This window comes from Burkholderia lata, from assembly GCF_000012945.1.
GTDB classification, from domain to species: Bacteria; Pseudomonadota; Gammaproteobacteria; order Burkholderiales; family Burkholderiaceae; genus Burkholderia; species Burkholderia lata.
The window spans coordinates 3,533,980-3,558,650 of record NC_007510.1 but is presented as its reverse complement, the minus strand read 5'-3'; the positions used below and the strand labels follow the sequence as shown (position 1 = coordinate 3,558,650).

General features: G+C 68.5%; 24 protein-coding genes. 15 read left to right on the top strand and 9 right to left on the bottom strand.

The features are described from left to right. From BCEP18194_RS22105 to BCEP18194_RS22090, 4 genes are read left to right on the top strand one after another with little or no spacing between them, the layout of a single operon-like run. A complete protein-coding gene (locus tag BCEP18194_RS22105; RefSeq protein WP_011353490.1) occupies positions 1–918 on the top strand; it encodes an ABC transporter permease subunit in 918 nt (305 codons plus the stop codon). 2 nt (positions 919–920) lie between these two features. After that, positions 921–1,919 carry an ABC transporter ATP-binding protein gene (locus BCEP18194_RS22100; protein WP_011353489.1) on the top strand — a complete coding sequence of 333 codons (999 nt, stop codon included), beginning with the start codon at positions 921–923 and terminating at the stop codon, positions 1,917–1,919. Next, positions 1,916–2,932, top strand: coding sequence for a peptide ABC transporter ATP-binding protein (locus tag BCEP18194_RS22095; protein ID WP_011353488.1), 1,017 nt, complete (start codon positions 1,916–1,918; stop codon positions 2,930–2,932). Before BCEP18194_RS22100 ends, BCEP18194_RS22095 begins: the two co-directional genes overlap by 4 nt. Next, entirely contained in the window at positions 2,925–4,070 is a 1,146-nt protein-coding gene (locus BCEP18194_RS22090; protein ID WP_011353487.1) for a TraB/GumN family protein, read from the top strand. Before BCEP18194_RS22095 ends, BCEP18194_RS22090 begins: the two co-directional genes overlap by 8 nt. 560 nt (positions 4,071–4,630) lie before the next feature. On the opposite strand, the gene pxpA is transcribed toward BCEP18194_RS22090, so the two are convergent. From pxpA to pxpB, 3 genes are all read right to left on the bottom strand, one after another. Further along, positions 4,631–5,395, bottom strand: coding sequence for a 5-oxoprolinase subunit PxpA (pxpA, locus tag BCEP18194_RS22085; protein WP_011353486.1), 765 nt, complete (start codon positions 5,393–5,395; stop codon positions 4,631–4,633). A gap of 73 nt (positions 5,396–5,468) precedes the next feature. After that, the gene (locus BCEP18194_RS22080) at positions 5,469–6,536 is read right to left on the bottom strand and encodes a biotin-dependent carboxyltransferase family protein (RefSeq protein WP_011353485.1); all 1,068 of its coding nucleotides are present in this window, start codon (positions 6,534–6,536) and stop codon (positions 5,469–5,471) included. Then, positions 6,533–7,189 (bottom strand): 5-oxoprolinase subunit PxpB, encoded by a 657-nt coding sequence (gene pxpB, locus BCEP18194_RS22075; protein WP_011353484.1) that lies wholly within the window; start codon positions 7,187–7,189, stop codon positions 6,533–6,535. The genes BCEP18194_RS22080 and pxpB overlap by 4 nt, the downstream gene beginning before the upstream one ends. Positions 7,190–7,337: 148 nt before the next feature. On the opposite strand from pxpB, the gene BCEP18194_RS22070 reads away from it, so the two are divergent. Then, a complete protein-coding gene (locus BCEP18194_RS22070; RefSeq protein ID WP_027788908.1) occupies positions 7,338–7,850 on the top strand; it encodes a winged helix DNA-binding protein in 513 nt (170 codons plus the stop codon). A 74-nt stretch (positions 7,851–7,924) separates the two neighbouring features. On the opposite strand, the gene BCEP18194_RS22065 is transcribed toward BCEP18194_RS22070, so the two are convergent. Next, a complete protein-coding gene (locus tag BCEP18194_RS22065; RefSeq protein WP_011353482.1) occupies positions 7,925–8,533 on the bottom strand; it encodes a 5-formyltetrahydrofolate cyclo-ligase in 609 nt (202 codons plus the stop codon). An 8-nt stretch (positions 8,534–8,541) separates the two neighbouring features. Between BCEP18194_RS22065 and BCEP18194_RS22060 the strand changes: the two genes are divergently transcribed. The 4 genes from BCEP18194_RS22060 (at position 8,542) to BCEP18194_RS22045 (ending at position 13,733) form a co-directional block, all read left to right on the top strand. Continuing rightward, entirely contained in the window at positions 8,542–10,494 is a 1,953-nt protein-coding gene (locus tag BCEP18194_RS22060) for a lytic transglycosylase domain-containing protein (RefSeq protein WP_041492980.1), read from the top strand. 346 nt (positions 10,495–10,840) lie between these two features. Then, a complete protein-coding gene (locus BCEP18194_RS22055) occupies positions 10,841–11,800 on the top strand; it encodes a complex I NDUFA9 subunit family protein (RefSeq protein WP_011353480.1) in 960 nt (319 codons plus the stop codon). 47 nt (positions 11,801–11,847) lie between these two features. After that, positions 11,848–12,495, top strand: coding sequence for a glutathione S-transferase family protein (locus BCEP18194_RS22050; RefSeq protein WP_011353479.1), 648 nt, complete (start codon positions 11,848–11,850; stop codon positions 12,493–12,495). Further along, positions 12,492–13,733 (top strand): multifunctional CCA addition/repair protein, encoded by a 1,242-nt coding sequence (locus BCEP18194_RS22045; protein ID WP_011353478.1) that lies wholly within the window; start codon positions 12,492–12,494, stop codon positions 13,731–13,733. Before BCEP18194_RS22050 ends, BCEP18194_RS22045 begins: the two co-directional genes overlap by 4 nt. A 40-nt stretch (positions 13,734–13,773) precedes the next feature. Here the strand turns inward: BCEP18194_RS22045 and BCEP18194_RS22040 are convergent, their stop codons facing one another. Next, a complete protein-coding gene (locus tag BCEP18194_RS22040; RefSeq protein WP_041492979.1) occupies positions 13,774–14,559 on the bottom strand; it encodes a helix-turn-helix domain-containing protein in 786 nt (261 codons plus the stop codon). A 426-nt stretch (positions 14,560–14,985) separates the two neighbouring features. On the opposite strand from BCEP18194_RS22040, the gene BCEP18194_RS22035 reads away from it, so the two are divergent. Further along, positions 14,986–16,836, top strand: a complete 1,851-nt coding sequence (locus BCEP18194_RS22035) for a M24 family metallopeptidase (RefSeq protein WP_041492978.1) — start codon at positions 14,986–14,988, stop codon at positions 16,834–16,836. 19 nt (positions 16,837–16,855) lie between these two features. Here BCEP18194_RS22035 and BCEP18194_RS22030 read toward each other — a convergent pair whose 3' ends face one another. The 4 genes from BCEP18194_RS22030 to flgA all read right to left on the bottom strand — a co-directional run bounded on the left by BCEP18194_RS22030 (position 16,856) and on the right by flgA (position 20,628). Further along, on the bottom strand, positions 16,856–18,220 hold the full coding sequence (locus tag BCEP18194_RS22030) for an SGNH/GDSL hydrolase family protein (protein ID WP_011353475.1): 1,365 nt from the start codon (positions 18,218–18,220) through the stop codon (positions 16,856–16,858). Positions 18,221–18,399: 179 nt separating this feature from the next. Further along, complete coding sequence (locus BCEP18194_RS22025; protein WP_011353474.1) at positions 18,400–18,840, bottom strand: flagella synthesis protein FlgN; 441 nt, start codon at positions 18,838–18,840, stop codon at positions 18,400–18,402. 74 nt (positions 18,841–18,914) lie between these two features. Further along, positions 18,915–19,244, bottom strand: coding sequence for a flagellar biosynthesis anti-sigma factor FlgM (gene flgM / locus BCEP18194_RS22020; protein WP_011353473.1), 330 nt, complete (start codon positions 19,242–19,244; stop codon positions 18,915–18,917). Between the two features lie 118 nt (positions 19,245–19,362). After that, positions 19,363–20,628 carry a flagellar basal body P-ring formation chaperone FlgA gene (flgA, locus tag BCEP18194_RS22015; RefSeq protein WP_041492977.1) on the bottom strand — a complete coding sequence of 422 codons (1,266 nt, stop codon included), beginning with the start codon at positions 20,626–20,628 and terminating at the stop codon, positions 19,363–19,365. Between the two features lie 204 nt (positions 20,629–20,832). Here flgA and flgB point away from each other — a divergent pair, with 204 nt between their 5' ends. From flgB to flgF, 5 genes are all read left to right on the top strand, one after another. Then, positions 20,833–21,321 (top strand): flagellar basal body rod protein FlgB, encoded by a 489-nt coding sequence (flgB, locus tag BCEP18194_RS22010; protein WP_011353471.1) that lies wholly within the window; start codon positions 20,833–20,835, stop codon positions 21,319–21,321. 40 nt (positions 21,322–21,361) lie between these two features. Next, the gene (gene flgC / locus BCEP18194_RS22005; RefSeq protein ID WP_011353470.1) at positions 21,362–21,787 is read left to right on the top strand and encodes a flagellar basal body rod protein FlgC; all 426 of its coding nucleotides are present in this window, start codon (positions 21,362–21,364) and stop codon (positions 21,785–21,787) included. 64 nt (positions 21,788–21,851) lie between these two features. Then, complete coding sequence (locus BCEP18194_RS22000; RefSeq protein WP_011353469.1) at positions 21,852–22,607, top strand: flagellar hook assembly protein FlgD; 756 nt, start codon at positions 21,852–21,854, stop codon at positions 22,605–22,607. 33 nt (positions 22,608–22,640) lie between these two features. After that, positions 22,641–23,882 (top strand): flagellar hook protein FlgE, encoded by a 1,242-nt coding sequence (gene flgE, locus BCEP18194_RS21995; RefSeq protein ID WP_011353468.1) that lies wholly within the window; start codon positions 22,641–22,643, stop codon positions 23,880–23,882. A 19-nt stretch (positions 23,883–23,901) separates the two neighbouring features. Then, on the top strand, positions 23,902–24,660 hold the full coding sequence (flgF, locus tag BCEP18194_RS21990; protein WP_011353467.1) for a flagellar basal-body rod protein FlgF: 759 nt from the start codon (positions 23,902–23,904) through the stop codon (positions 24,658–24,660). The last annotated feature ends 11 nt before the right edge of the window (positions 24,661–24,671 follow it).

Here is a 24,671-nt window from a genome sequence, read left to right as displayed (position 1 = left end):
ATGAGCAATCTGCAAAATACCCTGCCGACCGAATCCGCGCCGGCCGGCGGCCGTGCGCTCGCGCTGCGCGAGTTCTGGGCCAACTTCTCGCGCAACCGCGGCGCCGTCGGCGCCGGCATCGTCGTGCTCGTGCTGATCCTGATCGCGCTGCTCGCGCCGCTGCTCGCGCCGCACAGCCCGGCCGAGCAATACCGCGATTTCGTGAAAATCCCGCCCGCGTGGCTCGACGGCGGCAACTGGAAATTCATCCTCGGCACCGACGAAGCGGGCCGCGACATCCTTTCGCGCCTGATGTACGGCGCGCGGATGTCGTTCTGGATCGGCTTCGTGTCGGTCGTGCTCGCGCTGATCCCCGGCATCGTGCTCGGGCTCGTCGCCGCGTTCTTCCAGAAGTGGGCCGACACGCCGGTGATGCGCATCATGGACGTGCTGCTCGCGCTGCCGTCGCTGCTGCTCGCGGTCGCGGTCGTCGCGATCATCGGCCCGGGCCTCACCAACACGATGTTCGCGATCGCGATCGTCGCGCTGCCGGCCTATGTGCGTCTCACGCGCGCATCGGCGCTCGGCGAGCTGCAGAAGGAATACGTGACGGCGTCGCGCGTGGCCGGTGCCGGCACGCTGCGCCTGATGTTCTCGCAGGTGCTGCCGAACTGCACGGCGCCGCTGATCGTGCAGGCGACGCTCGGCTTCTCGTCGGCGATCCTCGACGCGGCCGCGCTCGGCTTCCTCGGCCTCGGCGTGCAACCGCCGACCGCCGAGTGGGGCGCGATGCTGGCGTCCGCGCGCGACTACATCGACAACGCGTGGTGGATCGTGACGATGCCGGGCCTGTCGATCCTGATTTCGGTGCTCGCGATCAACCTGCTCGGCGACGGGCTGCGTGACGCGCTCGACCCCAAACTGAAACGGATGGCCTAATCATGAGCCAAGATCTTCTGACCATCCGCAATCTCGCGGTGAATTTCAACGGCCTGCCTGCCGTCGACCGGATCAACCTGTCGATCGCTCCGGGCGAGGTGGTGGGCGTCGTCGGCGAATCGGGCTCGGGCAAGAGCGTGACGATGATGGCGCTGATGGGCCTGATCGATGCGCCGGGCAAGGTGACGGCCGATGAGGTTACGTTCAACGGCGTCGACCTGCTGAAGGCGTCGCCGAAGGCGCGCCGCAAGATCGTCGGCAAGGACATCGCGATGGTGTTCCAGGACGCGCTGACGAGCCTGAACCCGAGCTACACGGTCGGCTATCAGATCAAGGAAGTGCTGAAGCTGCACGAGGGCTTGCGCGGCGACGCGCTGCACCGGCGCGCGCTCGAACTGCTCGACCAGGTCGGCATTCCCGATGCGAAGAACCGCATTACGTCGTTCCCGCACCAGATGTCGGGCGGGATGAACCAGCGCGTGATGATCGCGATGGCGGTGGCGTGCAACCCGAAGCTCCTGATCGCCGACGAGCCGACCACCGCGCTCGACGTGACGATCCAGGCGCAGATCATGGACCTGCTCGTGAAGCTGCAGAAGGAGCGCGGGATGGCGCTCGTGCTGATCTCGCACGACCTGGCCGTGGTGTCGGAGGTCGCGCAGCGCGTGGCGGTGATGTACGCGGGCGAGGTGATCGAGACGAACAGCGTGCCCGACATCTTCCGCGCGCCGCATCATCCGTACACCGAAGCGCTGCTCGCGGCGATTCCCGAGCACAATAAGGGGGCGCGTCGCCTTGCCGCATTGCCCGGCATGGTGCCGGGCCGCGATGATCGCCCGTCCGGGTGCCTGTTCGCGCCGCGCTGCAAGTACGTCGTCGACGACTGCTTCAAGGCGCGGCCGGCGCTCGACACGCTGGTGTCCGGCAATGAGGCGATGCGCGCACGCTGCATCAAGCCGCTCAACGTTTCCAACCTCGACCTGACGGGAGGTGCACGATGAATGCAGTCAATCAAACGCCTCGCGTGTCGAACGACGAGGAAGCCGTGCTGGTGGCCGACGGCCTCGCGAAACACTACTCGGTGAAGCGCGGGATGTTCGGTCAGGGCACGGTGAAGGCGCTGAACGGCGTGTCGTTCTCGCTGAAGCGCGGCAAGACGCTCGCCGTCGTCGGCGAATCGGGCTGCGGGAAGTCGACGCTCGCGCGCCAGCTCACGATGATCGAGACGCCCACCTCGGGCAGCCTGACGATCGACGGCAAGAACGTGGCCGGCGCCAGCCGCGAGACGGTTGCCGACCTGCGCCGCCGCGTGCAGATGGTGTTCCAGAACCCGTTCGCGTCGCTCAACCCGCGCAAGACCGTCGAGCAGACGCTGTCCGAACCGCTCGAGATCAACGCGAACCTGACGGCCGCCGAACGCGCGCAGCGCATCGCGCAGATCATGCGCACGGTCGGCCTGCGGCCCGAGCACGCGAAGCGCTATCCGCACATGTTCTCGGGCGGCCAGCGCCAGCGTGTCGCGATCGCGCGCGCGATGATCCTCGATCCGCGCATCGTCGTCGCCGACGAGCCGGTGTCCGCGCTCGACGTGTCGATCCAGGCGCAGATCCTGAACCTGTTCATGGATCTGCAGGAGCAGTTCAAGACGAGCTACGTGTTCATCTCGCACAACCTGTCGGTGGTCGAGCACGTCGCCGACGACGTGATGGTGATGTACTTCGGCAGCGTCGCCGAGCTCGGCGACAAGGCAACGATCTACGCACGGCCGCGCCATCCGTACACGCGCGCGCTGATGTCGGCGACGCCGGCGATCTTCGAGGAAGACCGCCGCGTGCAGATCAAGCTGCAGGGCGAACTGCCGTCGCCGCTCAATCCGCCGTCGGGCTGCGCGTTCCACCAGCGTTGCCCGTATGCGGTCGAGCGCTGCCGGGCGGAGGAGCCGCAGCTGCGCGAGGTCGACGGCCGGCGCGTGGCCTGCCATCGGGCCGAGGAGGTAGGGGAGGCGAATGCCTGAAGCGTTGGCGGCGCGCGCGTCCGGCGTGCGCCGTGCGGGGGCAAGCAGCGCGCGCGTGATGCGCGCGTACCGCTACGCGCGGCGCTGGAGCGTGCGTACCGTCACGGGCGCGGCGCTGGCCGGCGCGTGCGTGGCGGCCAGCCTCGTGGTTCCTGTCGAATCCGCGCGCGCCGAAGGGCGCGCGCCGGCCACTTCACCGATCCATCCGTCGCAAGTCCCGCCGCCCGGCATGAGCCTGCCGGGCTTTCACGCGCCCGCCGTGTCGGACGGCACGGTGTCGCGCGGCACCGTGCGCGTGCAGCCCGCGCGCATGCCGTTCTACGTTGCAACCAAGGGCAAGGTCACGCTGTACGTGCTCGGCACGCTGCACACGGGCGACCCGTCCGATTACCCGAGCGCGCAGCCGTTCCGGCCGCGCATCCTCGCGGCGCTCGCCGCGTCGCCCACACTGGCGCTCGAGCTGTCGCCCGACGACCTGCTCGAATCGCAGGACGACGTGTCGAAGTACGGCGTCTGCCGCTACCCGTGCCTGCAGCGCCTGCTGCCCGAGCCGCTGTGGCAGCGGCTCGCGGCGCGTCTGCGCGGTAACCCGGCCGCGCTCACCGAGATCCGCAAGATGCGGCCGTGGCTCGCGGCGCTCGTCGTCGAGACCTACGATTCGCTGTCGGCCGGCCTGCAGACCGAGTACGGCACCGAGGCGCAGCTACAGAACGTGTTCCTGAAGAAGAAGGGCGGCCGCGTGATCGGGCTCGAGACGCTCGCCGAACAGATGCGCGCGTTCACCGGGCTGACGCTCGCCGAGCAGCGCGAGATGCTCGCGCAGGACATGGTGCAGACCCCCGCGCAGAACGCCGACGACATCAAGGCGCTGCACCGACTGTGGCGAATTGGCGACGCCGATGCGATCTCGGCATGGGCGGTCGCGAAGAGCGAACGACTCGCGCGTTCGAAGGCGCTGTCGGACGCGATCGACAACAAGATCGTGTACGAGCGCAACCGCCGCTTCGTTGCACGAATGACGGCAATCGCCGCGCCGAACCGGCCGCTGTTCGTCGCGATCGGCGCGCTGCACCTGGGTGGCCCGCGCGGCGTGCTCGAATTGTTGCGTCAACAAGGTTACAGGGTCGACGCGAACTGATCGCCGTCACCTCGCCCGAACCGATCCTCCCCTGTTTGATTGACGTTGTGCGAGCGCCTTAAACGCCTGTATGGGCACGCGATTCGATAAGGAAAACCCTCGAATCGTCAGAAAATAGCGTTTCAAACGATTGACATCCCGATCTGCCAATATCTATTCTTCGATCCACAAGTTGAAAAAATGAAAAGAATAGAAAAAGTTCTACGGGGTAGCAGAAAATAAAGCGCGGGGTTAGCGCGTTGCCGGCACGTGATGCACGTGCCGGCCGCGGAAGTGTCTGCATGTACGGCGGGGCCAATCATCGTCGGACAACAACTAGGCATGCAGGCCGACTTGCGAGATAAAGCGACGTTCCGTCGTCCCACCGGGGAAAGGCAGTAATCGGGCGGCGGCGGACGTTTTTTAATCCGGAAGATTTTTCCGGCCACCGTCGCAAGACGGTTTCGGGGGGCGAATCGACAGACGGCAAAGCCGCAGCGATTGCGCCAACGGAAAAGCGCCACGAGGGCGCTTTTTTCTTTTGTACGACCGAATGTGGATCCGCTGGCGCGACCGGCGAATCAGGCGCGTTCGTCGGCCTGCAGCATGCCGGGCGCAACCACGTCGACGCCCACCGCCTCGAGCGCGGCGCGAATCCGTTTCGCGAATACCAGCGCATGCGGCCCGTCACCGTGCAGGCAGACGGTCTGCGCATTGAGCATCACCCATTCGCCGCCGATCGCACGCACCTGCCGGCTGCGCACCATGTCCAGCGTGCGCGCGATCATCGTGTCCTCGTCGTCGATCAGTGCGCCGGGCTGGTTGCGCGGCACGAGCGAGCCATCGGCGCGGTAGCCGCGATCGGCGAACACTTCCTCCACCGCGGCGAGCCCCGCGTGCCGCGCGGCCGCGACGAACACGCTGTTCGCGAGCCCGAACACCGCGAGCGACGGATCGAAATCGCGGATCGCGGACACCACCGCATCGGCGATCATCGGGTCGCGCGCGGCCTGGTTGTACAACGCACCGTGCGGTTTCACGTGCGCGATGCGCCCGCCTTCGGCCTGTGCGATCGCAGACAGCGCGCCGAGCTGGTACAGCACGCCCGCGTAGATGTCGCTGGCCGGCAGCTGCATTTCCTTGCGGCCGAAATTCTCCGGATCGTGAAAGCTCGGGTGCGCGCCGATCGCCACGCCTTTTTGCACGGCCCAGCGCACGCAGTCGCGCATCGCGTTCGCACCGCCCGCATGCCACCCGCATGCGATGTTCGCGGACGTCACGAGGTCGAGCAGCGCCTCGTCCGAACCGCATCCTTCGCCGAGATCGGCATTCAGATCGATTTGCATGATGTTCCTCGTCCACTGATTGCGTGGCCCGTCTTCTCTACTGCTACTGCCTTCGGTACTGCTACCGCTATTGTCATGCCGCACGCGACTGGGCGCGGCGGCGCGCTTCCTCGCGCATGTCGATCGCCACGTCGATCTGCCGCAGATACGCACGTTCCGCGGCCAGCGCGGCGCGCGCGGCATCGGGCGTCGTGCGCACGAAGCGGATCGGCAGGTTGAGCCGCGCCTGCGCGAGTTTCCACAGATCCGCGCGGATCACCGTGCCGATCTTCGGGTAGCCGCCGGTGGTCTGCGCGTCGTGCATCAGCACGATCGGCTGGCCGTTCGGCGGCACCTGGATCGTGCCGGGCAGCACCGCGTGCGACAGCAGTTCGGCCGGCCGCTCGCGCGCGAGCTCGACGCCGGCGAGCCGGTAGCCCATGCGGTTGCTGTTTGCCGTGACCAGCCATTCTTCATCCCAGAACGCTTGCTGCGAATCGGCGGCGAACGACGCGTAGTCGGGGCCCGGCAGCACGCGCACGGGCATCGCCCACGGCGCGTGCGCGGGGCGGTGACGGCGCGGCGGCTCGTCGACGCGCACGAATGCGCACCACGCGGGCGCCTTGACACCGAATTCGGGCGCGTCGGCCGCGAGGCAACCCATCCCGGCCGGAAGCACGCCGACCGGGAGGCGATCGCCGTCGCGCAGCGCGCGGCCGCCGAGGCCCCCGAAGCGCGATGCGAGATCGGTGCTGCGCGAGCCGAGCATCGGCAGCACGTCGATGCCGCCGGCGATGCACAGGTAGCCGCGCATCCCGCGTTTCGCGGCGGGCAGCACGAGCGTTTGCCCGGCCTCGACCGGCAGGCTCCACCATGAATATACGCGCTGGCCGTCGAGCGTTGCACCGAACTCGGTGCCGGTGATCGCGATGCGGGTCGCGCGCGGGAAGCGGAAAGCGGCCGGGCCGATCGTGATCTCGACGGCCGCCGCATCGGGGCGGTTGCCGACCAGCCGGTTGCCGACTTCGAGCGCGAGGCCGTCGAGCGCGCCACCCTGCGCGACGCCGAGATGGCGCGTGCCGCGGCGCCCGAGATCCTGCACGGTGGTCAGCGGGCCGGCCCGCACCACCTCGATGGTGGCCGGTACGTTGCTCTGGGTCATCGTGCGTCGACTCCCGCAATGGTGAAGCGCACGCGGTCGCCGGGCAGCAGCAGCGTCGGCTGCGGCCGCGCCGGATCGAACAGCACGTGCGACGTGCGGCCGATCAGTTGCCAGCCGCCGGGCGACGTGGCCGGATAGATGCCCGTCTGCGCCCCGCCGATGCCGACCGAGCCGGCCGGCACCTCGAGGCGCGGCGCCGCGCGGCGCGGCGTGTGCAGTGCGGTGTCGAGCCCGCCGAGATACGCGAAACCCGGCTGGAAGCCGACGAAGAACACGACGTAGGCGCCGGCCGCGTGGCGCGCGACGACCTCGTCGGCCGACAGGCCGGTATGCGCGGCGACGGCCGGCAGGTCGGGGCCGGCGGCGCCACCGTATTCGACCGGGATCTCGACCTCGCGGCCGTCCGCGTGCTCGACGTCGGCCGTCTCCCACGCGTCGCGCAGCGCCGGCGTGAGCGACTCGGCCGTCGTGGCGAGCGCGTCGAACACGATCGTCAGGTTGTTCATGCCGGGCACGACGTCGATCACGTCGGGCCACGCGCGCGCGGCCTCGGCAACGGCCCAGACGCGGCGCTGGCAATCGAGCGTGGCGGGCGGCGGCACCTCGCAGACGAGGGCGGCATCGCCGAGCGGATAAATGCGGGGTTGCGTCATCGGACTGGCACGGTTCGGACGGCAATGTTAGCGCACATTGTCAATAAAATATCGACAACTTCCCAATAAGCGTTTTCGCCTAGCCCGTATGTCGAGGCTTCTGGCGTACACTCGGCACACCCTGTCATCCGGCTTGCTCCGCCTTTCCATGAAGCGTCCTGCGACCAAGATCGTGTCATCCGAACACCTCGTTTCCGATTCGAGCGCGGAGCTGTCGGAGCTCGAATACGGGCTCATCATGGCAGGCAATGCTTTCAACCGGTGGATGGTGCGCTGCATGTCGGCGGCCGGCGCGAAGGACATGACGGCGGTCGAGGTGTCGCTGCTGCATCACGTCAGCCATCGCGAACGCAAGAAGAAGCTCGCCGACATCTGCTTCGTGCTCAATATCGAGGATACGCACGTCGCGACCTATGCGCTGAAAAAACTGATCGCCCGCGGCTATGTGAAAAGCGAGAAGAACGGCAAGGAAGTGTTCTTCTTCGCGACCGACGCGGGCCGCGACCTGTGCCTGAAGTACCGCGAGGTGCGCGAGCACTGCCTGATCGAGACGCTGAAGGACAGCGGGCTCACCAACGAGCAGATCGGCGACGCGGCGCAGTTGCTGCGCAACGCATCGGGCCTGTACGACACGGCTGCGCGCGCGGCGGCATCGCTGTAAACGGTTGCGCCGCAGGTGGCGCGAGGCGGGGCGCTGACGGGCGTGCGACGACGGATGCGGCGCCGCCCGCCGCATCATCCGGCGGCCGGGTACAGCGCGGCGTCGGTCACGATCCAGCGCAGCGCGAGATCGTGCGCTTCGGCCGGCAGTGCGTCGACGCGGCACGCATCGTAGGCGATGCCGACCGTCACGGGCAGCTCGGTGCCCGGCCATGCGGCCAGCGTGCGGTCGTAGTAGCCGCCGCCGTAGCCGAGCCGGTAGCGCTCCAGGTCGAATCCCACACAGGGAATCAATAACAGGTCGGGCACGACGACGATTCCCGACGCCGGTTCCGGAATCCGGTGATGACCTTCGCGCATCGGCGTGTGCGCGTCCCACGCATGGAACTCGAGCGGCGTGTGCCGCTCGTCGATCACGGGCAGCGCGGCCTGCCGGCCGGCACCGGCCGCACACCACGCGAGCACTGCCTCGCGTGCATCGAATTCGCCCGGCAGCGGCCAGTAGAACCCGACCGTGCGCGGCGCGAGCCGTTCGAGCAGCGTGCGCAGCCGTGCGTCGAGCGCGGCGTTCGCGGCGGGTTGCGACGCGGCGTCGCGGCGCGCGCCGGACAGCGTTTTGCGTAGCGCAACCTTCGGGTTTGGCACAGGGTTGCGTGCTATGCTTTCGCTCACTTCGTGCTCCATTCAAAACGATGTCGAACAGCCTTTTCCGAGTATATCGCGCGGTCGCGCTGACGCTTTCGGCCACCGCGCTCGTCGCGGGCACGGCTGCGTGCGCCGCACCGAACGACGATACGGTCTCCGGGGACGACCAGACCTTCGTGCAGCTTCGTGAAGCCGCGCGTCGCAACGACGCTGCGAAAGCCGCGCAGCTCGCGTCGATGATCCCGAACTATCCGGTACCGTCCTACGTCGAGTATTTCCAGATCAAGCCGCAGTTGTTCGATTCGACGGGCCGCGCGCGCGTGGACGCGCCGGACGCGCCCGTGCAGTCGTTCCTGCAGCGCTACGACGGCCAGGCGATCGCCGACCGCCTGCGCAACGACTACCTGCTCGTGCTCGGCGCGCGCCACGACTGGCGCAACTTCGACGACCAGTACAAGCGCTTCGTGCTCGACGACGACACGCAGGTCAAGTGCTATGCGCTCGAATCGCGCGCGGCGCGCGGCGAGAACGTCGCGGATGCGGCACGTGCGCTGCTCGTCGAGCCGAAGAATTACGGCGACGCGTGCGTCGACCTGATCACCGCGCTGACGGTCAACCAGCAGTTCACGAGCGACGACGTGTGGCAGCAGGCGCGTCTCGCGTACGAGCAGAACTACACGACGCTCGGCGGCAAGATCGTCGATGCGCTCGGCCCGCGCCCGGTCGGCTTCGACCAGGCGACGAGTGCGCCGCCGCTGTACCTCGCGCGCGGCGTCGGCCCCGACGCGACCTCGCACCAGCTCGCGCTGATCGCGCTCAGCCGCATGGCGCGCAACGATCCGGACGCGGCAGCCGGGATGCTGACGTCGGTCGCCGCCTCGCTGACCAAGCAGGAACAGGCGATCGCGTGGGGCGCGATCGGCTACCAGGGCGCGATCAAGCGCTCGCCGCTCGCATCGGTCTGGTACGCGAAATCCACGAATGCGCCGCTGTCGAACCCGGGCTACGAATGGCGCACGCGCGCCGCGCTGCTCGCCGGCAACTGGCCGATGGTGCGCTGGTCGATCGAGCAGATGCCGCCGTCGCTGCGCGACGATCCGGCCTGGATCTACTGGCATGCGCGCGCGCTCAAGCAGAGCGGCGACACGCTGCAGGCGAACCAGGAATTCGAGCAGGTCGCGGGCCAGTTCAACTTCTACGGGCAGCTCGCCGGCGAAGAGCTCGGCCAGCGCACGACGATCCCGCCGCGCACGAAGGTGAGCGACGCCGAGATCGACGCGATGAGCAAGATTCCGGGCTTCGCGCTCGCGCAGCGTTTCTACGCGCTGAACCTGCGCCTCGAAGGCAACCGCGAATGGAACTGGCCGCTGCGCGGGATGACCGATCGCCAGCTGCTGGCCGCAGCCGAATACGGCAAGCGCGTCGAGCTGCTCGACCGCACGGTCAACACGGCCGACCGCACGAAGGCCGAGCACGACTTCACGCTGCGCTACCCGTCGCCGTACCGCAATATCGTCGAGCGCTATGCGCAATCGACGGGCCTCGACATCGAGTGGGCGTACGGGCTGATCCGCCAGGAATCGCGCTTCATCATCAGCGCGCGTTCGTCGGTGGGCGCGGGCGGCCTGATGCAGCTGATGCCGGCCACCGCGCAGATGGTCGCGAAGAAGCTCGGCATGGGCACGATCTCGCGTGCGCAGATGCACGACATCGATACCAATATCCAGCTCGGCACCTGGTATCTGGCGGACATCTACAACAACTTCGACAGCTCGCCGGTGCTCGCCACGGCCGGCTACAACGCGGGCCCGGGCCGGCCGCGCCAGTGGCGCCAGGTGTTGACGCAGCCGGTCGAAGGCGCGATCTTCGCAGAAACGATTCCGTTCAACGAGACGCGCGACTACGTGAAGAACGTGCTGTCGAACACCGTCTATTACGCGGCGCTCTTCGAGGGCAAACCGCAGTCGTTGAAGAAACGTCTAGGCATGATCTCGCCCTGATACGCAATCTTCACACTGCCGCGCGAGACGCGGCAGTGTTTAAGGGGCTGTTCACGCTAATAACGGGCTTGCGCTGGCCGCCAGAAGGGCCGAGCGCAAGGATTGCGACGAAGCGAATACTCGACGTATTCGCAAGGAGCATGACGCAGCGCTCGGCCCTTCTGGCGGCCAGCCCCGCGAACGTTTTTTTCCAAACAGGGGAACGAGCCTTGCCGGCCGCATTGCGGCGTCGCGCGTCGCTTGTTTGGCTCGGCCAAACGGCGCTCCTTACTTCTTGCACTGCAGCCGGCAAGGCTCGTTCGCAAGCCCGTTATTAGCGTGAACAGCCCCTTAGAGGTCTCGAATCATGGATCGCCAGACCGTCGCGCTGCTGGGCGGCACCGGCTTCATCGGCAGCCGGCTCGTCAATGCGCTGATCGAATCCGGCAAGCAGGTACGGATCGGCACGCGCCGGCGCGACCACGCGCGTCACCTGCAGATGCTGCCGGTCGAAGTCGTCGAGCTCGAAGCGCTCGACACGCGCACGCTCGCGCGCTTCGTCGCCGGTGCGCACGCGGCGATCAACCTGGTCGGCGTGCTGCACGGCGGCCGCGGCACGCCGTACGGGCCCGGCTTCGAACGCGCGCACGTCACGCTGCCGGCCGCGCTCGCGACCGCCTGCACCGAGGTGGGCGTGCGGCGCGTGCTGCACATGAGCGCGCTCGGCGCCGATTCGCACGGCGCGAGCATGTACCAGCGCTCGAAGGGCGACGGCGAGGCCGCGCTGCATGCGATCGCGGCGACCGATTCGCTCGCGCTGACGATCTTCCGCCCGTCGGTCGTGTTCGGCCCCGGCGACGCGTTCCTCAACACGTTCGCGAATCTGCAGCGCTCGGTGCCGGTGCTGCCGCTCGCGATGCCCGACGCGCGCTTCCAGCCGGTGTTCGTCGGCGATGTCGTGCGCGCGTTCGTCAACACGCTCGATCTCGCGGCCTCACACGGCAAGACCTACGAACTCGGCGGCCCGACCGTCTACACGCTCGAGCAGCTGGTGCGCTATTGCGGCACGCTGGTCGGCCGGCAGGCACGCATCGTGCGGCTGCCCGACGCGCTCGCGCGGCTGCAGGCAAGCGTGTTCGAATGCCTGCCCGGCGAGCCCGTGCTCACGCGCGACAATCTCGCGACGATGTCGGTGCCGAACGTGCTGTCGGGGCCGCTCGCGCCGGAGCTCGGGATCTCGCCCGCGAGCCTCGAAAGCATCGCGCCCGCGTATCTCGGCAATACCGCGCAGCGGTCCCGGTTCGACTGGTTCCGCTCGCGCCGCTAGGCCGGCAGCGTCCTCCTTTTCACCTTCGCGTTTTCCGGAATACCGCCATGAAACTCGTCATTGGAGACAAGAACTACTCGTCGTGGTCGATGCGCCCGTGGCTGCTGCTCGCGCATTTCGGCATCCCGTTCGACGAGATCGCCATCGAACTGCGCCACGATGACACGGCCGCACGCATCCGCGAGTATTCGCCGACCGGCAAGGTGCCGTGCCTGGTCGACGACCACGGCGTCGCGATCTGGGATTCGCTCGCGATCGCCGAAACGCTCGCCGAACGCTATCCGCAATTCCCGATGTGGCCAGCCGATCCGCTCGAGCGCGCGCATGCGCGTTGCGTCGCGGCCGAGATGCATTCGGGCTTCGCGGCGCTGCGCACGCAGATGGGCATGAACGTGCGCGCGTCGATGCCGGGACGCGGTGCGACGCCCGACGCGCTCGCCGATGTCGCGCGCATCGATGCGCTGTGGAGCGAGTGTCTCGAGGCGTCGGGCGGGCCGTTCCTGTTCGGCGAATTCGGTATCGCCGATGCGATGTACGCGCCGGTCGTGATGCGCTTCAACACGTATGCGCCGGGCCTGTCGCCGGAAGCGGCCGGCTATGCGGCCCGCGTGACGGCGCTGCCGGCCGTGCAGCGCTGGATCGACGCCGCGCGCCGCGAAACGAACGTGATCGCCGAGTACGAGCCGACGCCATGAATATCTACGCAGTAGGCGGCGCGATCCGCGACGAATTGCTCGGCGTGCCCGTGCAGGACCGCGACTACGTGGTGGTGGGCGCGACCCCCGAGCAGATGGCCGCGCAGGGTTTCCGGCCGGTCGGCAAGGATTTCCCGGTGTTCCTGCATCCGCGCACGCAGGAGGAGTACGCGCTGGCGCGCACCGAGCGCAAGACGGCGGCCGGCTATCACGGCTTCCAGTTCCATTACGCGCCGGACGTGACGCTCGACGAGGATCTCGCGCGGCGCGACCTGACGGTCAACGCGATGGCGCGCGAGGTGAGCCCGGAGGGCGAGCTGGTCGGGCCGGTGATCGATCCGTTCGACGGGCAGGCCGATTTGCGCGCGCGCGTGTTCCGGCATGTGAGCGATGCGTTCGTCGAGGACCCGGTGCGGATCCTGCGTATCGCGCGCTTCGCCGCGCGGTTCGCGGATTTCACGGTCGCGGACGAAACGCTCGCGCTGATGCGGCGGATGGTCGACGCGGGCGAGGTCGACGCGCTCGTGCCCGAGCGCGTGTGGCAGGAAATCGCGCGCGGGCTGATGGAAGCGAAGCCGTCGCGGATGTTCGCGGTGCTGCGCGAGTGCGGTGCGCTCGCGCGCATCCTGCCGGAAGTCGATGCGTTGTGGGGCGTGCCGCAGCGCGCCGACTACCACCCGGAGGTCGACACGGGCGTGCACGTGATGATGGTCGTCGACTATGCGGCGAAGCAGGGGTATTCGCTGCCGGTGCGCTTCGCGGCGCTCACGCACGATCTCGGCAAGGCGACGACGCCGGCCGACGTGCTGCCGCGCCACGTCGGCCACGAGGGGCGCAGCGTCGACCTGCTCAAGCCGTTGTGCGAGCGGTTGCGCGTGCCGAACGAATGCCGCGATCTCGCGCTGGTGGTCGCGCGCGAGCACGGCAACCTGCATCGCGTGATGGAGATGGGCGCGGCCGCGCTGGTGCGGCTGTTCGAGCGCAGCGACGCGCTGCGCAAGCCGGCGCGTTTCGCCGAGATGCTGCAGGCGTGCGAATCGGATGCGCGCGGGCGGCTTGGGCTCGACGCGCAGCCGTATCCGCAGGCCGAGCGGCTGCGCGTCGCGCTCGCGGCCGCGCGCAGCGTCGATGCCGGTGCAATCGCGCGCGGCATCGGCAACGATACGGAGAAGATCAAGGAAGCCGTGCATCGCGCACGGATCGAGGCCGTCGCGCAGGCGCTCGAGATCGGCGAATAGGGGGAAGGGCGCGCATCCCGCGCCTGCCTCCCGATAACCGTTACGACTTCTTCTTGCGCGCCGGCTTGGCGGCCGCCGGACGTTTGCCGGCGGATGCGCGCGGCTTGGCTGCTGCCTTCTTTTCCTTTCCTGCCGGGCCGGCGTCGCGATCGCGCTCCGCCCGCTTGGGCGCCGGCCCGCGGCGGCCCGCGCGCGGCTCGGCCGGCGTCGCACGCGCGACGGGCGCGGGTTTCCGGAGGTCCATCGTCGCGGACACGAATCCGGCGCCACGGTCGTCGAACAGCGGCAGCGTGCCGACCGCGATCACCTCGGCCGGCCCGTCGCCCACGTTGGCGACCCGATGCCGCTTGCGCGCGTCGAAGTGCAGCGAGTCGCCGGGCGACAGCGGGTAATCCTTCTTGCCGACCGTGTAGCAGATCCGGCCGGCCAGCACGTACACGAATTCGTCGCCGCCGTGCGCGACCCATTCCGAGCGGTAGCCTTCCATCATCTGCACCTTGAGCGCGTTGATCTGGCTGCCGTCGAACGTGGTGGACAGGCGTTCGTACCACTGCGACCTGGCGTCGAGCGCGTACGGCTTGCGGCGGCCCTCGTGAGAATCGGGCTGGGCCTGGCGCGGCTGGTCGATCAGCGCGCTGAGCGGCACGTCGAGCGCCTTCGCGACGTTGACGAGCGATGACAGCGAGATGCCCGTGAGGTGGCGCTCGACCTGGGACAGGAATCCGACCGACAGCTTCGCTTCGGTCGCGACTTCCAGCAGCGTCTTCTTCGCTTCCCGGCGCAGGCGGCGAATGCGCTGGCCGATACGCATGAGGTCTGAATCCATGAATCTCTTTCGTGGCAACGAGTCGGGAGGCGAGCGGACGGGCGGTGCAGTCGCCGGACAGGGGATTCCGCGCATCGCACGAAGCACGGCCGTCGGGACGGCGATGCCGGCGCATTGTACCGCGCGGTGTCGCCGGGCGAATTCACGTTGTGCCAGGATGCGCAGGCGTCACGCCGATTTTAGCCCTACGAAAATTTTATCTTGACCTCAATTTCGGCGTGCTCTAGATTCTGCTGCGCGCATCAAACAAAGTTAAGTGGGACGAAAATTTTTCAAGGGCCTGCCGCCGGAACGGAACGGCGGCCCGGCGCCATGCGGGGTCGAGCGCCGACCGTGCAGCGGCGCCGTGCCGTGTCAGGCCTGCCTCGGGCTTGCTCCCCGCCGCGTCACCGCCGGCCGCCGACAACAATGCATAACGGGCTTCCGATGATCGATCGACTGAAATACAGCTTCTCCGGCCTTCCCCCGTACGACGCGTCCGTCGCCGACACGCAGGCTGGTTTGTCGCGCCTGCTCGATACCGCGCGGCTCGACGCGGTGCTGGTCACGTCGCAGGACGAATACGTGACCGAGTACCTGCCGCTCGCCAACAATCCGCGCTACGCGGTGTCGGGTTTCGACGGCTCGGCCGGCTGCGGGATCTTCCTGAGCGCGGCGACCGCGCAGGCGCTCGATCTGCCCCCGTTCGTCCTGTTCGTCGATGGCCGCTATCACCTGCAGGCCGAGCAGCAGTGCGATCCGGCGCGCGTGCGCATCGAGAAGCTCGGGATGAACGTGACGATCTGGCAGGCGATGGCCGACTGGCTGGTCGCGCACGGCAGCCGGCTCGCACGGGTCGGCTACGATGCGCTGCGGATCAGCGTCGGGCAGCGCGATCGCCTGTTCGAACAGACGCAGGCCGCATCGCTCGACTGGACGAGCCTCGCCGACCGGGAAATCGATCGCGCGATCGCGTTGCCGGGCTGGGTCGTCGAGCGGCCGATCTTCGAAGTGCCGGAATCGGCGACCGGCCTGAGCGTCGCGCAGAACCTCGACACGCTGAACCGCCAGCTCGCCGCGCATACCGGCGCGCCGGACGGCAAGACGGCGTTTTTCTCCTGCGCGTCGGACGACCTCGCGTATCTGCTGAACAGCCGCGGCTATCACATCCCGAATGCGTCGTCGCACCTCGGCTTCCTGTTCACGGTCGGCCAGCAGGTGGCGTTGTTCCTGCCGGAAGGCTGCGACCGCTGCGAAGTCACGCTCGCGTCGTATCCGGCGCTGCACGTGATCCGGCGCGATGTCGCGGCGCTCGAGCGCTTTCTCGCCCAGTTCGACGTCGAGCACGTGTGCTACGGCTACGAATCGGTGAACTGCGCGCTCGTCGACGCGGTGAAGCGGGTGTGGCCTCAGGCGCAGCATGCCGACTTCAACCCGGTCGAGGCGATGCGGGCCGGCAAGACGCCGGCGGTGCTCGACCGGTTTCGCGACGCGTTCGCGCGCAGCTCCGCGGCGATCGCCGAGACGATGCGCTGGGCGAAGGCCGGCGAGCCGGGCACGCGCCACACCGAATACGACCTGGCGCGCACGATCAACGACGCATACGGCGCACGCTCGGCGGTGGCGCTGACGTTTCCGTCGATCGCGGCGAACGGCGCGAACAGCGCGTTCGCGCACTACACGGCGGCGAGCGCCGACGTCGAGCTGACGGAAGGCGAACTCGTGCTGCTCGACAGCGGCGCCTATTACGAAGCCGGCTTCGCGACGGATTGCACGCGCGTGGTGCTGCGCCGGACCGACCCGGATACGGTCGCGCAGCCGTGGCAGCGCGAGATCTACACGGTCGCGCTGAAGGCCTGCATCAAGGGGCTCGTCACGCGCTTCCCGAGCACCGCCAAGGGCGGCGACGTCGATGCGCTCGTGCGGCAGGTGTGCCGCGACCACGGCCACGATTTCGGCCACGGCACCGGGCACGGCGTCGGGATTCACGTACACGAGGGCGGCGTCCGGTTCGCGCCGGGCGCGAAGTACGGGCTCGTGCCGAATGCGGTGATTTCGGTCGAGCCGGGCATCTACGTGCCGGGCAAGGGCGGCGTGCGGATCGAGAACATCGTGATCATCCACCGGGACGACGCGCAGCCGGATACCGTCACGTTCGAGAACATCGTGACGGTCGGCTACGACTGGGACCTGATCGATCTCGACCTGCTCGACGACGACGAGCGCGCGTACCTGCGCGACTACGAGCGGCTGTGCGTCGAACGCGGCACGCAGGTCACCGCGTGTCCGCTGCTGTAAGCACCGCCGCCCGCGCCGGTCAGTTCAGCAGGCGCGCACGCACGAACGGCGCGATCCGCTCGGCGAGCCACGCGTGCGTGCGCGTGGTCGGGTGCAGCGTGTCCCAGAACACGAAGCGCGCCGGATCGCGGCAGTCCGCGCGCGGCGTCTGCGCGCTCAGGTAGGTGAGCGACGACGGTTTCGGGATGTCGAGGCATGCACGCTTCGCGTCGTCGAAGCCGTACTGGGCCGGGTGGCTCAGCAGGTCGTCGAACAGCGCGTACGCATCGAACACCTCGAGCCGCAGCGTCGCGCCGTAGCGGGCGCGCAGCGCGGCGGCCGCGTCGGCGAGGCGCTGGTTGTAGTCCTTCACCTGCGCGGCGACGCTCGCGGTGTCGGTGCGGGTCGCGAACACCGGCGCGCGCGACACGTCCGGCAGCGTGACGAGCATGATCCGCGTCGCGCCGGCCGCGGCGAGCCGCTCGAGGCTGTCGCGCACCGCATTCGCCGCCTGCTCGGGCGAGCGCCCGTAGTTCACCAGATCGTTGCCGCCTGCGAACACCGCGAACAGCGTGTTGGCGGGCCGGTAGTCGGGCGCGCGATCCATGTATTCGCGCCACGAGTCGATCTGCTGCACGAGGCCCGGCACGACGAGATACTGGTCGGTCGCCGCGCCACCGATAGCCCAGTTGTAGAACGGCAGCCGCAGCGTGTTCGCGAGATATTCGGCCCACACCGGGCCGTTGCTGAAGCGTCCCGCCTGCCAGCTCGTGCCGTTCGGCAGCTTCCACTGGCTCGCGTTGAACATGTTCTGCGTGTCGGACAGGCTGTCGCCGAACACGATCAGCTTGTTGACGCGCGCGTCCTGCTGCGCGGCATCGATGGTCCACACCGTGTAGTTGAACGACAGCGCGTTGTTGGCCGCGACCGCCTGCACGAGGTCGGTCTTGATGCCTTTCGCGGCCAGCGTCTTGCGGCACACGTCGGCGAGCGCGTCCTGCGACGTCGTGCTGTAGAACATGTTCTTCCACTGCCTGATGCCGTCCGCCCACCAGTAGCCGGACACGCGATACCAGTCGCCGCCGGCGGGGTTGCGCGCCCATTCGTAGGTCGAGGCCGGCTTCAGCGGATCCGCGTCGATCCGGTACCAGCAGCGCAGGTACGTGTAGGTGTCGGACCCGCGGCGCGACGCGCGCTGTGTCGTGCCCGGCGTGCCCGGCGCGCTCGAGGCGGCCGGCGGCACGATGTCGGGGCCGGCCGGCGACAGCGACATGTCGCCCGTCGGCGTGGGCAGCGGCGCGGGGCCGGCGGCCTGTGCGACGGGGAGCGTCAAGGCGGTGCCCAGCGCCGCGACGGCGGACACGGCGGCGACGCGGTGTGAAAACGGAATGCGGAAATATGGCATGCGGCCCTCTTCTGATTGTTGTGACGGGACGACGGCGCGGCTGCGCGGCCGTGTATCGGAAGGGACCGTGAGTGCCGGGCTCGGGCCCGGTCTGTCGAAACGTGAGATGCCGCGCAGGGCGGCGAGAGGCGGAACGTGCGGTGGCGGCGCTGCCGCCGATCAGTCAGTCAGTGAGTGCTTCAGCGCGTGAGAGCCGACACGCGGCCGTCGGCGCCGTAGATGCCGGCCGGCGCGGGCGCCGAGCGCAGGACCGCGAGCGCGCGCTCGTTGTAGTCCATCCGGATCCGGATCAGCATCCCGTTGTTCGCATTGGCCTGGCGCGCGCGTTCGGCGGACTGCTGCAGCAACTGCCAGCGGCCGGCGAGGCGGGCATCGCGCTCGGCGGCCTGGTCCATTCCCTTCTTGCCGGACGGAAAGCCGAGGGCGGAAAGCTGCGTGTCGCGCGTGCGTTCGAGCTGTGCGAGCCGGTCGATCAGCTCGGTTTTCTTTTCGACGATCCCGGGCAGCATCTCGAGCGGCTGCGCCATCGTCAGCGCCTTTTCCTCGTACGCGAGCAGGGACGCGAACGCCTCGACCGTCGCGTGTTCGTCGTTGACCGTGGCCAGCAGCTCTTCTCTCATCGCGTCATGCTCGTCGCGCCGGCGCGGGTAGCGCCGGCAAACCGGGGGGGGGGGCGGGCCCCGCGAGGCCCGCTTCAGTTGCCCGGGCGCTGCTGCTGCAGCAGCTCTCGGGCGGTATTCAATACGCCGTCGGCGATCTTGTTCGCGTCGATCGTCAGCGTGCCGTTGTTCAGCGCGTCCTTGATCGACTGGACCAGGCCCGTGTCGATATCGCCGTTGCCGGACGCGGATACCGAGCGCAGCTGGCCGGACAGACCCGACAGGTTCACGCTCGGGTCGCCGCCGGTCGACCCGCCGTCGGCCGCCTGCGCGGACGAAGACGAAGCCGCGCCGGATTGCGCACGGGTCGCGCCGTTGCCGGTCGGCGCCAGGGGGCTCGGGTTCGGAGTGGAATCGATCTTCACGATGGGTTTCCTGTTCGGTTTGACCCAGATAACGGCCGGGTCGGCCCGAACTTTAGCATCGCGAGCCCGAAATGCCCCGAATAAACAATTCTTTACATTCTTGGGGCGGGATCCGCCCCTACAGCGGAATTTCCACGGTGCCGGCGTCCTTGACGATCGCCGTGACGATCTGGCCCGCCGCCATCCGCACCCGCACCGACTGGCCGGGCGCCGCATTCGCCAGCGCGCTGCCCTCGGCCGAAATCGTGAAGCCGGGCCCGGCCGCGACCACCCGCACCGTCTGGCCGGCCGACACCGACGCCGCGCTCTTCAGCATGTCCTGCCGCAGCGGCAGCCCGGCCGAGATGCGCGCGAGCGCGGTCGCGCCGATCGCCTGCGCCGGATCGGTGATCACCGCGAGCGGCAGCACCGTCAGGTCGCCGTCGCGGGCGACCAGGTCGGCCGCGGAAAGCGGCTCGCCGGGCGCGATCTGGCGCGCGGCGACGTAGTAGGTGGCCTGCACGGTGACTTTCGCCTGCAGGTAGACGGTCCACGGCCGCTCGCCCGCGCAGCGCACGCCGACCGTCGTGCGGCCCCACAGGCGTGCGCCGGTCGGCATGAACGGTTCGAGCGTCGTGCACGCGGCGAGCCCGCGCGGAAACGCGGTCGTGACGGTCGCGGTGGTCTTGCCGGGCAGGCCCGCGACCTGTTGCTGCAGGAACGCGAGGGCCGCGCGGCGGATCGACTCGGGATCCTGCTGGCCGGGCGGCGTCGCCGGCTGGGCCGCGTTGGCGGCATTGGCCGCCGGGGCCGGGCTCGCGGAAACCGGTACGGCGCGCGGCGCCGGCGCGGCGGACGCGGCGCGGGCCGCCGCCAGGCGCGCGGCCATGGCCTGCTGCGGGGTCGGTCGTGCGGGATTCGATGCGGGCTCGGCCGTGCCGGCGACGACCGTCGCGATCGCGTTCGGATCGGCGGCGCGCGGCGCGCCATATCCGGTTCCGGTTCCGGCGTTCATGCGGGCGGTCGCGTAGACGGGGCGAGGCGCCGGGGCCGGCGCAGGGGCGGGTACGGCAGCCGGCGGCGGGACGGTCGTCACGACCATCGTGCCCGCGGGTTGCGCCGCGTAGCCGGTGCCGGACGCGCCGGCAGCGGCGCCCGTGCTGCTCGCCGCGCGCCCGGCGTCGGGCGCCACAACCGAACCCGGCGCCATCGCCGCATTCCCGCCGCTCGCCGCATTGGCGTGCGCGAGCGCGGTTTCGGCCGTCTCGCCGCGCCCCGGAATCACGATCATCCCGTCGTCCGCGTGCGCGGCCGGGGCGGCGATCCACAGCGCCGCGGCGAGCGCAAACGCACGCCGGACGTGCGTGAGCCGCCCGTTCCTTCCGCGAAGTGCGCTGCCAGTCATCGCTGTATCCCCGATCCGTTGCTCCGCTTCGCATTCTAGGGAGCGGGGCGGTCGCGCAAACGATGAATAGAGGGGGCCTTTGCCGCGTTATTCGCCCGATTGCCGGTTGCGTCCGACGCCTACCATCGCTGTCATGGAAAAAAGCCTCTCGAGTCGCCATCCGGCGCGAGGGGCGTGCAGCGCTTCATACGGAGAGACGCACACATGCTGGACAAACTCGATGCGGAATTCGCGTTCGGCCGACAGGCGCTGGACGTACGCGCCTACCGGCAGGAACTGCTGTCGTCGAACATCGCGAACTCCGACACGCCCGGCTACCAGGCCCGCGACGTCGATTTCGCGTCGACGCTCGCGCGCTCGCTGAAGCAGACGGGCGGCGGCCTCGCGCCGAGCAACGCGGCGCAACTGCCGATGGCGCAGCCGGCCGGCGTGACGAGCGGGATGTCGATGGTGTCGACGGCGGCGGGCCACATGGCCGGCACCGCGAAGCTGATCCCGACGGGCGGCCCGTCGGACGACTACGGCCGTGCGCAATACCGGATGCCGCTGCAGCCGGCGCTCGACGGCAACACGGTCGATCTCGACGTCGAGCGCGTGCAGTTCGCGAACAACGCGCTGCACTACCAGACCGGGATGACCGTGATGACCCAGCAGATCAAGGCGATGATCGCCGCGATCACGTCGAACCAGTGACGGCGCGTACCGCCGCCGAATCCGAGCAAAAGGAGCTTCCATGCCCTCGTTGATGAACATCTTCGGCGTCGCCGGCTCGGCGCTGTCCGCGCAGTCGCAGCGCCTGAACGTCACCGCGTCGAACCTCGCGAACGCCGATAGCGCAACCGGCCCGGACGGCAAGCCGTACAAGGCCAAGCAGGTCGTGTTCGCGACCGACCCGATCGGCGGCGCACGCACCGCGTCCGGCCAGGGCGTGGGCGGCGTGCGCGTGACGAAGGTGATGGATGACCCGTCGCCGATGAAGTCGACCTACGACCCGTCGAACCCGGCTGCCGATTCGAACGGCTACGTGCAGATGCCGAACGTCGATCCGGTGCAGGAGATGGTGAACATGATCTCGGCGTCGCGCTCGTACCAGGCCAACGTCGAGACGCTGAACACCGCGAAGACGCTGATGCTCAAGACGCTGACGATCGGCTCGTAAGCCGCGCGTCGACCGACCTTACAGACTCGACAGTTCCGACAGTCCCGACAGAAGGCCACCCAGGATGACTTCCTCCAACACGACGATCGGCAGCAACGGCACGAACGTGTCGAACCTGCCGACCGACACGATGAACACCAACAAAGTGTCGACCAACGGCACGTCGGCGAGCGACCTGCAGGCGACGTTCCTGAAGCTGCTCGTCACGCAGTTGCAGAACCAGGACCCGACCAGCCCGGTCGACAGCTCGCAGATGACGTCGCAGCTCGCGCAGATCAACACGGTGAGCGGCATCGCGCAGCTGAACACGTCGCTCACGTCGCTGTCGACGCAGCTCACGGCCGGCCAGCAGACGCAGGCCGCGCTGCTGATCGGCACGAACGTGCTCGCACCGGGCAACGCGGTCGCGGTGAAGAGCGGCGCGGCGTCGCCGTTCGGCGTGTCGCTCGCGAGTTCAGTGTCGAACCTGACGATCACCGTGAAGAACGCGGCGGGCACCGTGGTGAACACGATCAACGCGGGCGCGCAGTCGGCCGGCACCGTGCCGTTCAACTGGACGCCGACCGACGCGGCGGGCAACGCACTGCCGGACGGCAAGTACACCGTCAGCGCGTCGTACACCGACAGCAACGGCACGCCGCAGCCGGCCACGACGCTCGCGGCGTCGACCGTGCAGAGCGTGATCAAGCAGGCGGACGGCACGGCGGGGCTCGTGCTGTCGAACGGCACGACCGTGGGGCTGACCCAGGTTGCGTCGATTTTCCCGAACACCACGTCGTCCGCGTCGAATTCGTCCGGCAGCGGCACCACCTCCAACTGATACTGATCGAGCAATCTCGAAACGGAGACCGAAATGGGTTATCAACAGGGTCTGAGCGGCCTCGCGGGTGCATCGAACGCGCTCGACGTGATCGGCAACAACATCGCGAACGCGAACACGGTCGGCTTCAAGTCGAGCACCGCGCAGTTCGCCGACATGTATGCGAACTCGGTCGCGACGTCGACCAACACGCAGATCGGTATCGGCACGTCGCTGAACGCGGTGCAGCAGAACTTCGGCCAGGGCACGATCAACACGACGAGCTCGTCGCTCGACGTCGCGATCAACGGCAACGGCTTCTTCCAGATGTCGAACAACGGCGTGACGACCTACTCGCGCGACGGCACGTTCCAGCGCGACAAGAACGGCTTCATCGTCGACTCGCAAGGCCGTAACCTGATGGGCTATGCGGCCAACGCGGGCGGCGTGATCAACACCGCGCAGACCGTGCCGCTGCAGGCGCCGACGACCAACATCGCGCCGACCGCGACGACCAAGATCTCCGCGCAGTTCAACCTGAATTCGCAGGACACGACGCCGACCAAGACGCCGTTCAGCGCGACCGACAACACGACCTACAACTACTCGACGTCGATCCAGGTGTACGACTCGCTCGGCGGTTCGCAGGCGGTCAACATGTACTTCGTGAAGTCGGCGGCCGGCACGTGGGAAGCGTACGCGGGCGTGCAGGGCGGCTCCACGACGGATCTCGGCACGGTCACGTTCGACTCGTCGGGCGCGATCAAGAGCACGACGACGGGCACGCCGGCCACGCCGACCACGTCGGTCGGCCAGTTCCAGTTCACGGTGCCGAACACCGACGGCTCGGCGACGCCGCAGAGCCTCACGCTCGACCTGACCGGCACGACGCAGTACGGCGGCAAGGACGGCGTGAACAACCTCGCGCAGGACGGCTACGCGAGCGGCACGCTGACGACCTACACGATCGGCGCCGACGGCAAGCTGACCGGCAACTACTCGAACGGCCAGACCGCCGTGCTCGGTGAGATCGCGCTCGCCAACTTCAACAACCCGAACGGGCTGGTGAACCTCGGCGGCAACCAGTACGCGGAAAGCGCCGCGTCGGGCGTGCCGCAGATCTCGGCGCCGGGCAGCACGAACCACGGCAAGCTGCAGGGCAGCGCGCTGGAAAACTCGAACGTCGACCTCACGTCGCAGCTCGTCAACCTGATCACCGCGCAGCGCAACTACCAGGCGAACGCGCAGACGATCAAGACGCAGCAGGCCGTCGACCAGACGATCATCAACCTGTAAGCGCGGACAACGAGCAGCCATGGACCGACTGATCTACACGGCGATGACGGGTGCGTCGCAGTCGCTCGACCAGCAGGCGATCGTCGCGAACAACCTCGCGAACGCGTCGACGACGGGCTTTCGCGCGCAGCTCGCGACGTATCGCGCGGTGCCGATGAATTTCGGCGACGGCAGCACGAGCGACCCGACGACGACGCGCACCTACGTGCTCGCGTCGACGCCCGGCGCCGACTACGCGCCGGGTCCGATCACGCGCACCGGCAACCCGCTCGACGTCGCCGTGCAGGGCGCGGGCTGGCTGTCGGTGCAGGCGGCCGACGGCAGCGAGGCGTACACGCGCGCCGGCAACCTGCACGTCGACGAGAACGGCCAGCTCGTCAACGCGAGCAACCTGCCGGTGGTCGGCAACGGCGGCCCGATCTCGGTGCCGCCGAACGCGGAAGTGACGATCGGCAAGGACGGCACGATTTCCGCACTGATGCCGGGCGACCCGCCGACGGCGGTCGCGATCGTCGACCAGATGAAGCTCGTGAATCCCGATCCGGCCACGCTCACGCGCGGCAACGACGGGCTGTTCCGCACCGCCGACGGCAATCCGGCCGATGCCGACCCGAACGTGGTCGTCACGCCGAATTCGCTCGAAGGCAGCAACGTCAACCCGGTGACCGCGATGGTCGCGATGATCGACAACGCGCGCGCGTTCCAGCTTCAGTCGAAGCTGATCCAGACGGCCGACCAGAACGAGCAGTCGGCGAACCAGCTGCTCAATTTCAGCTGAGCGCCCGCGCC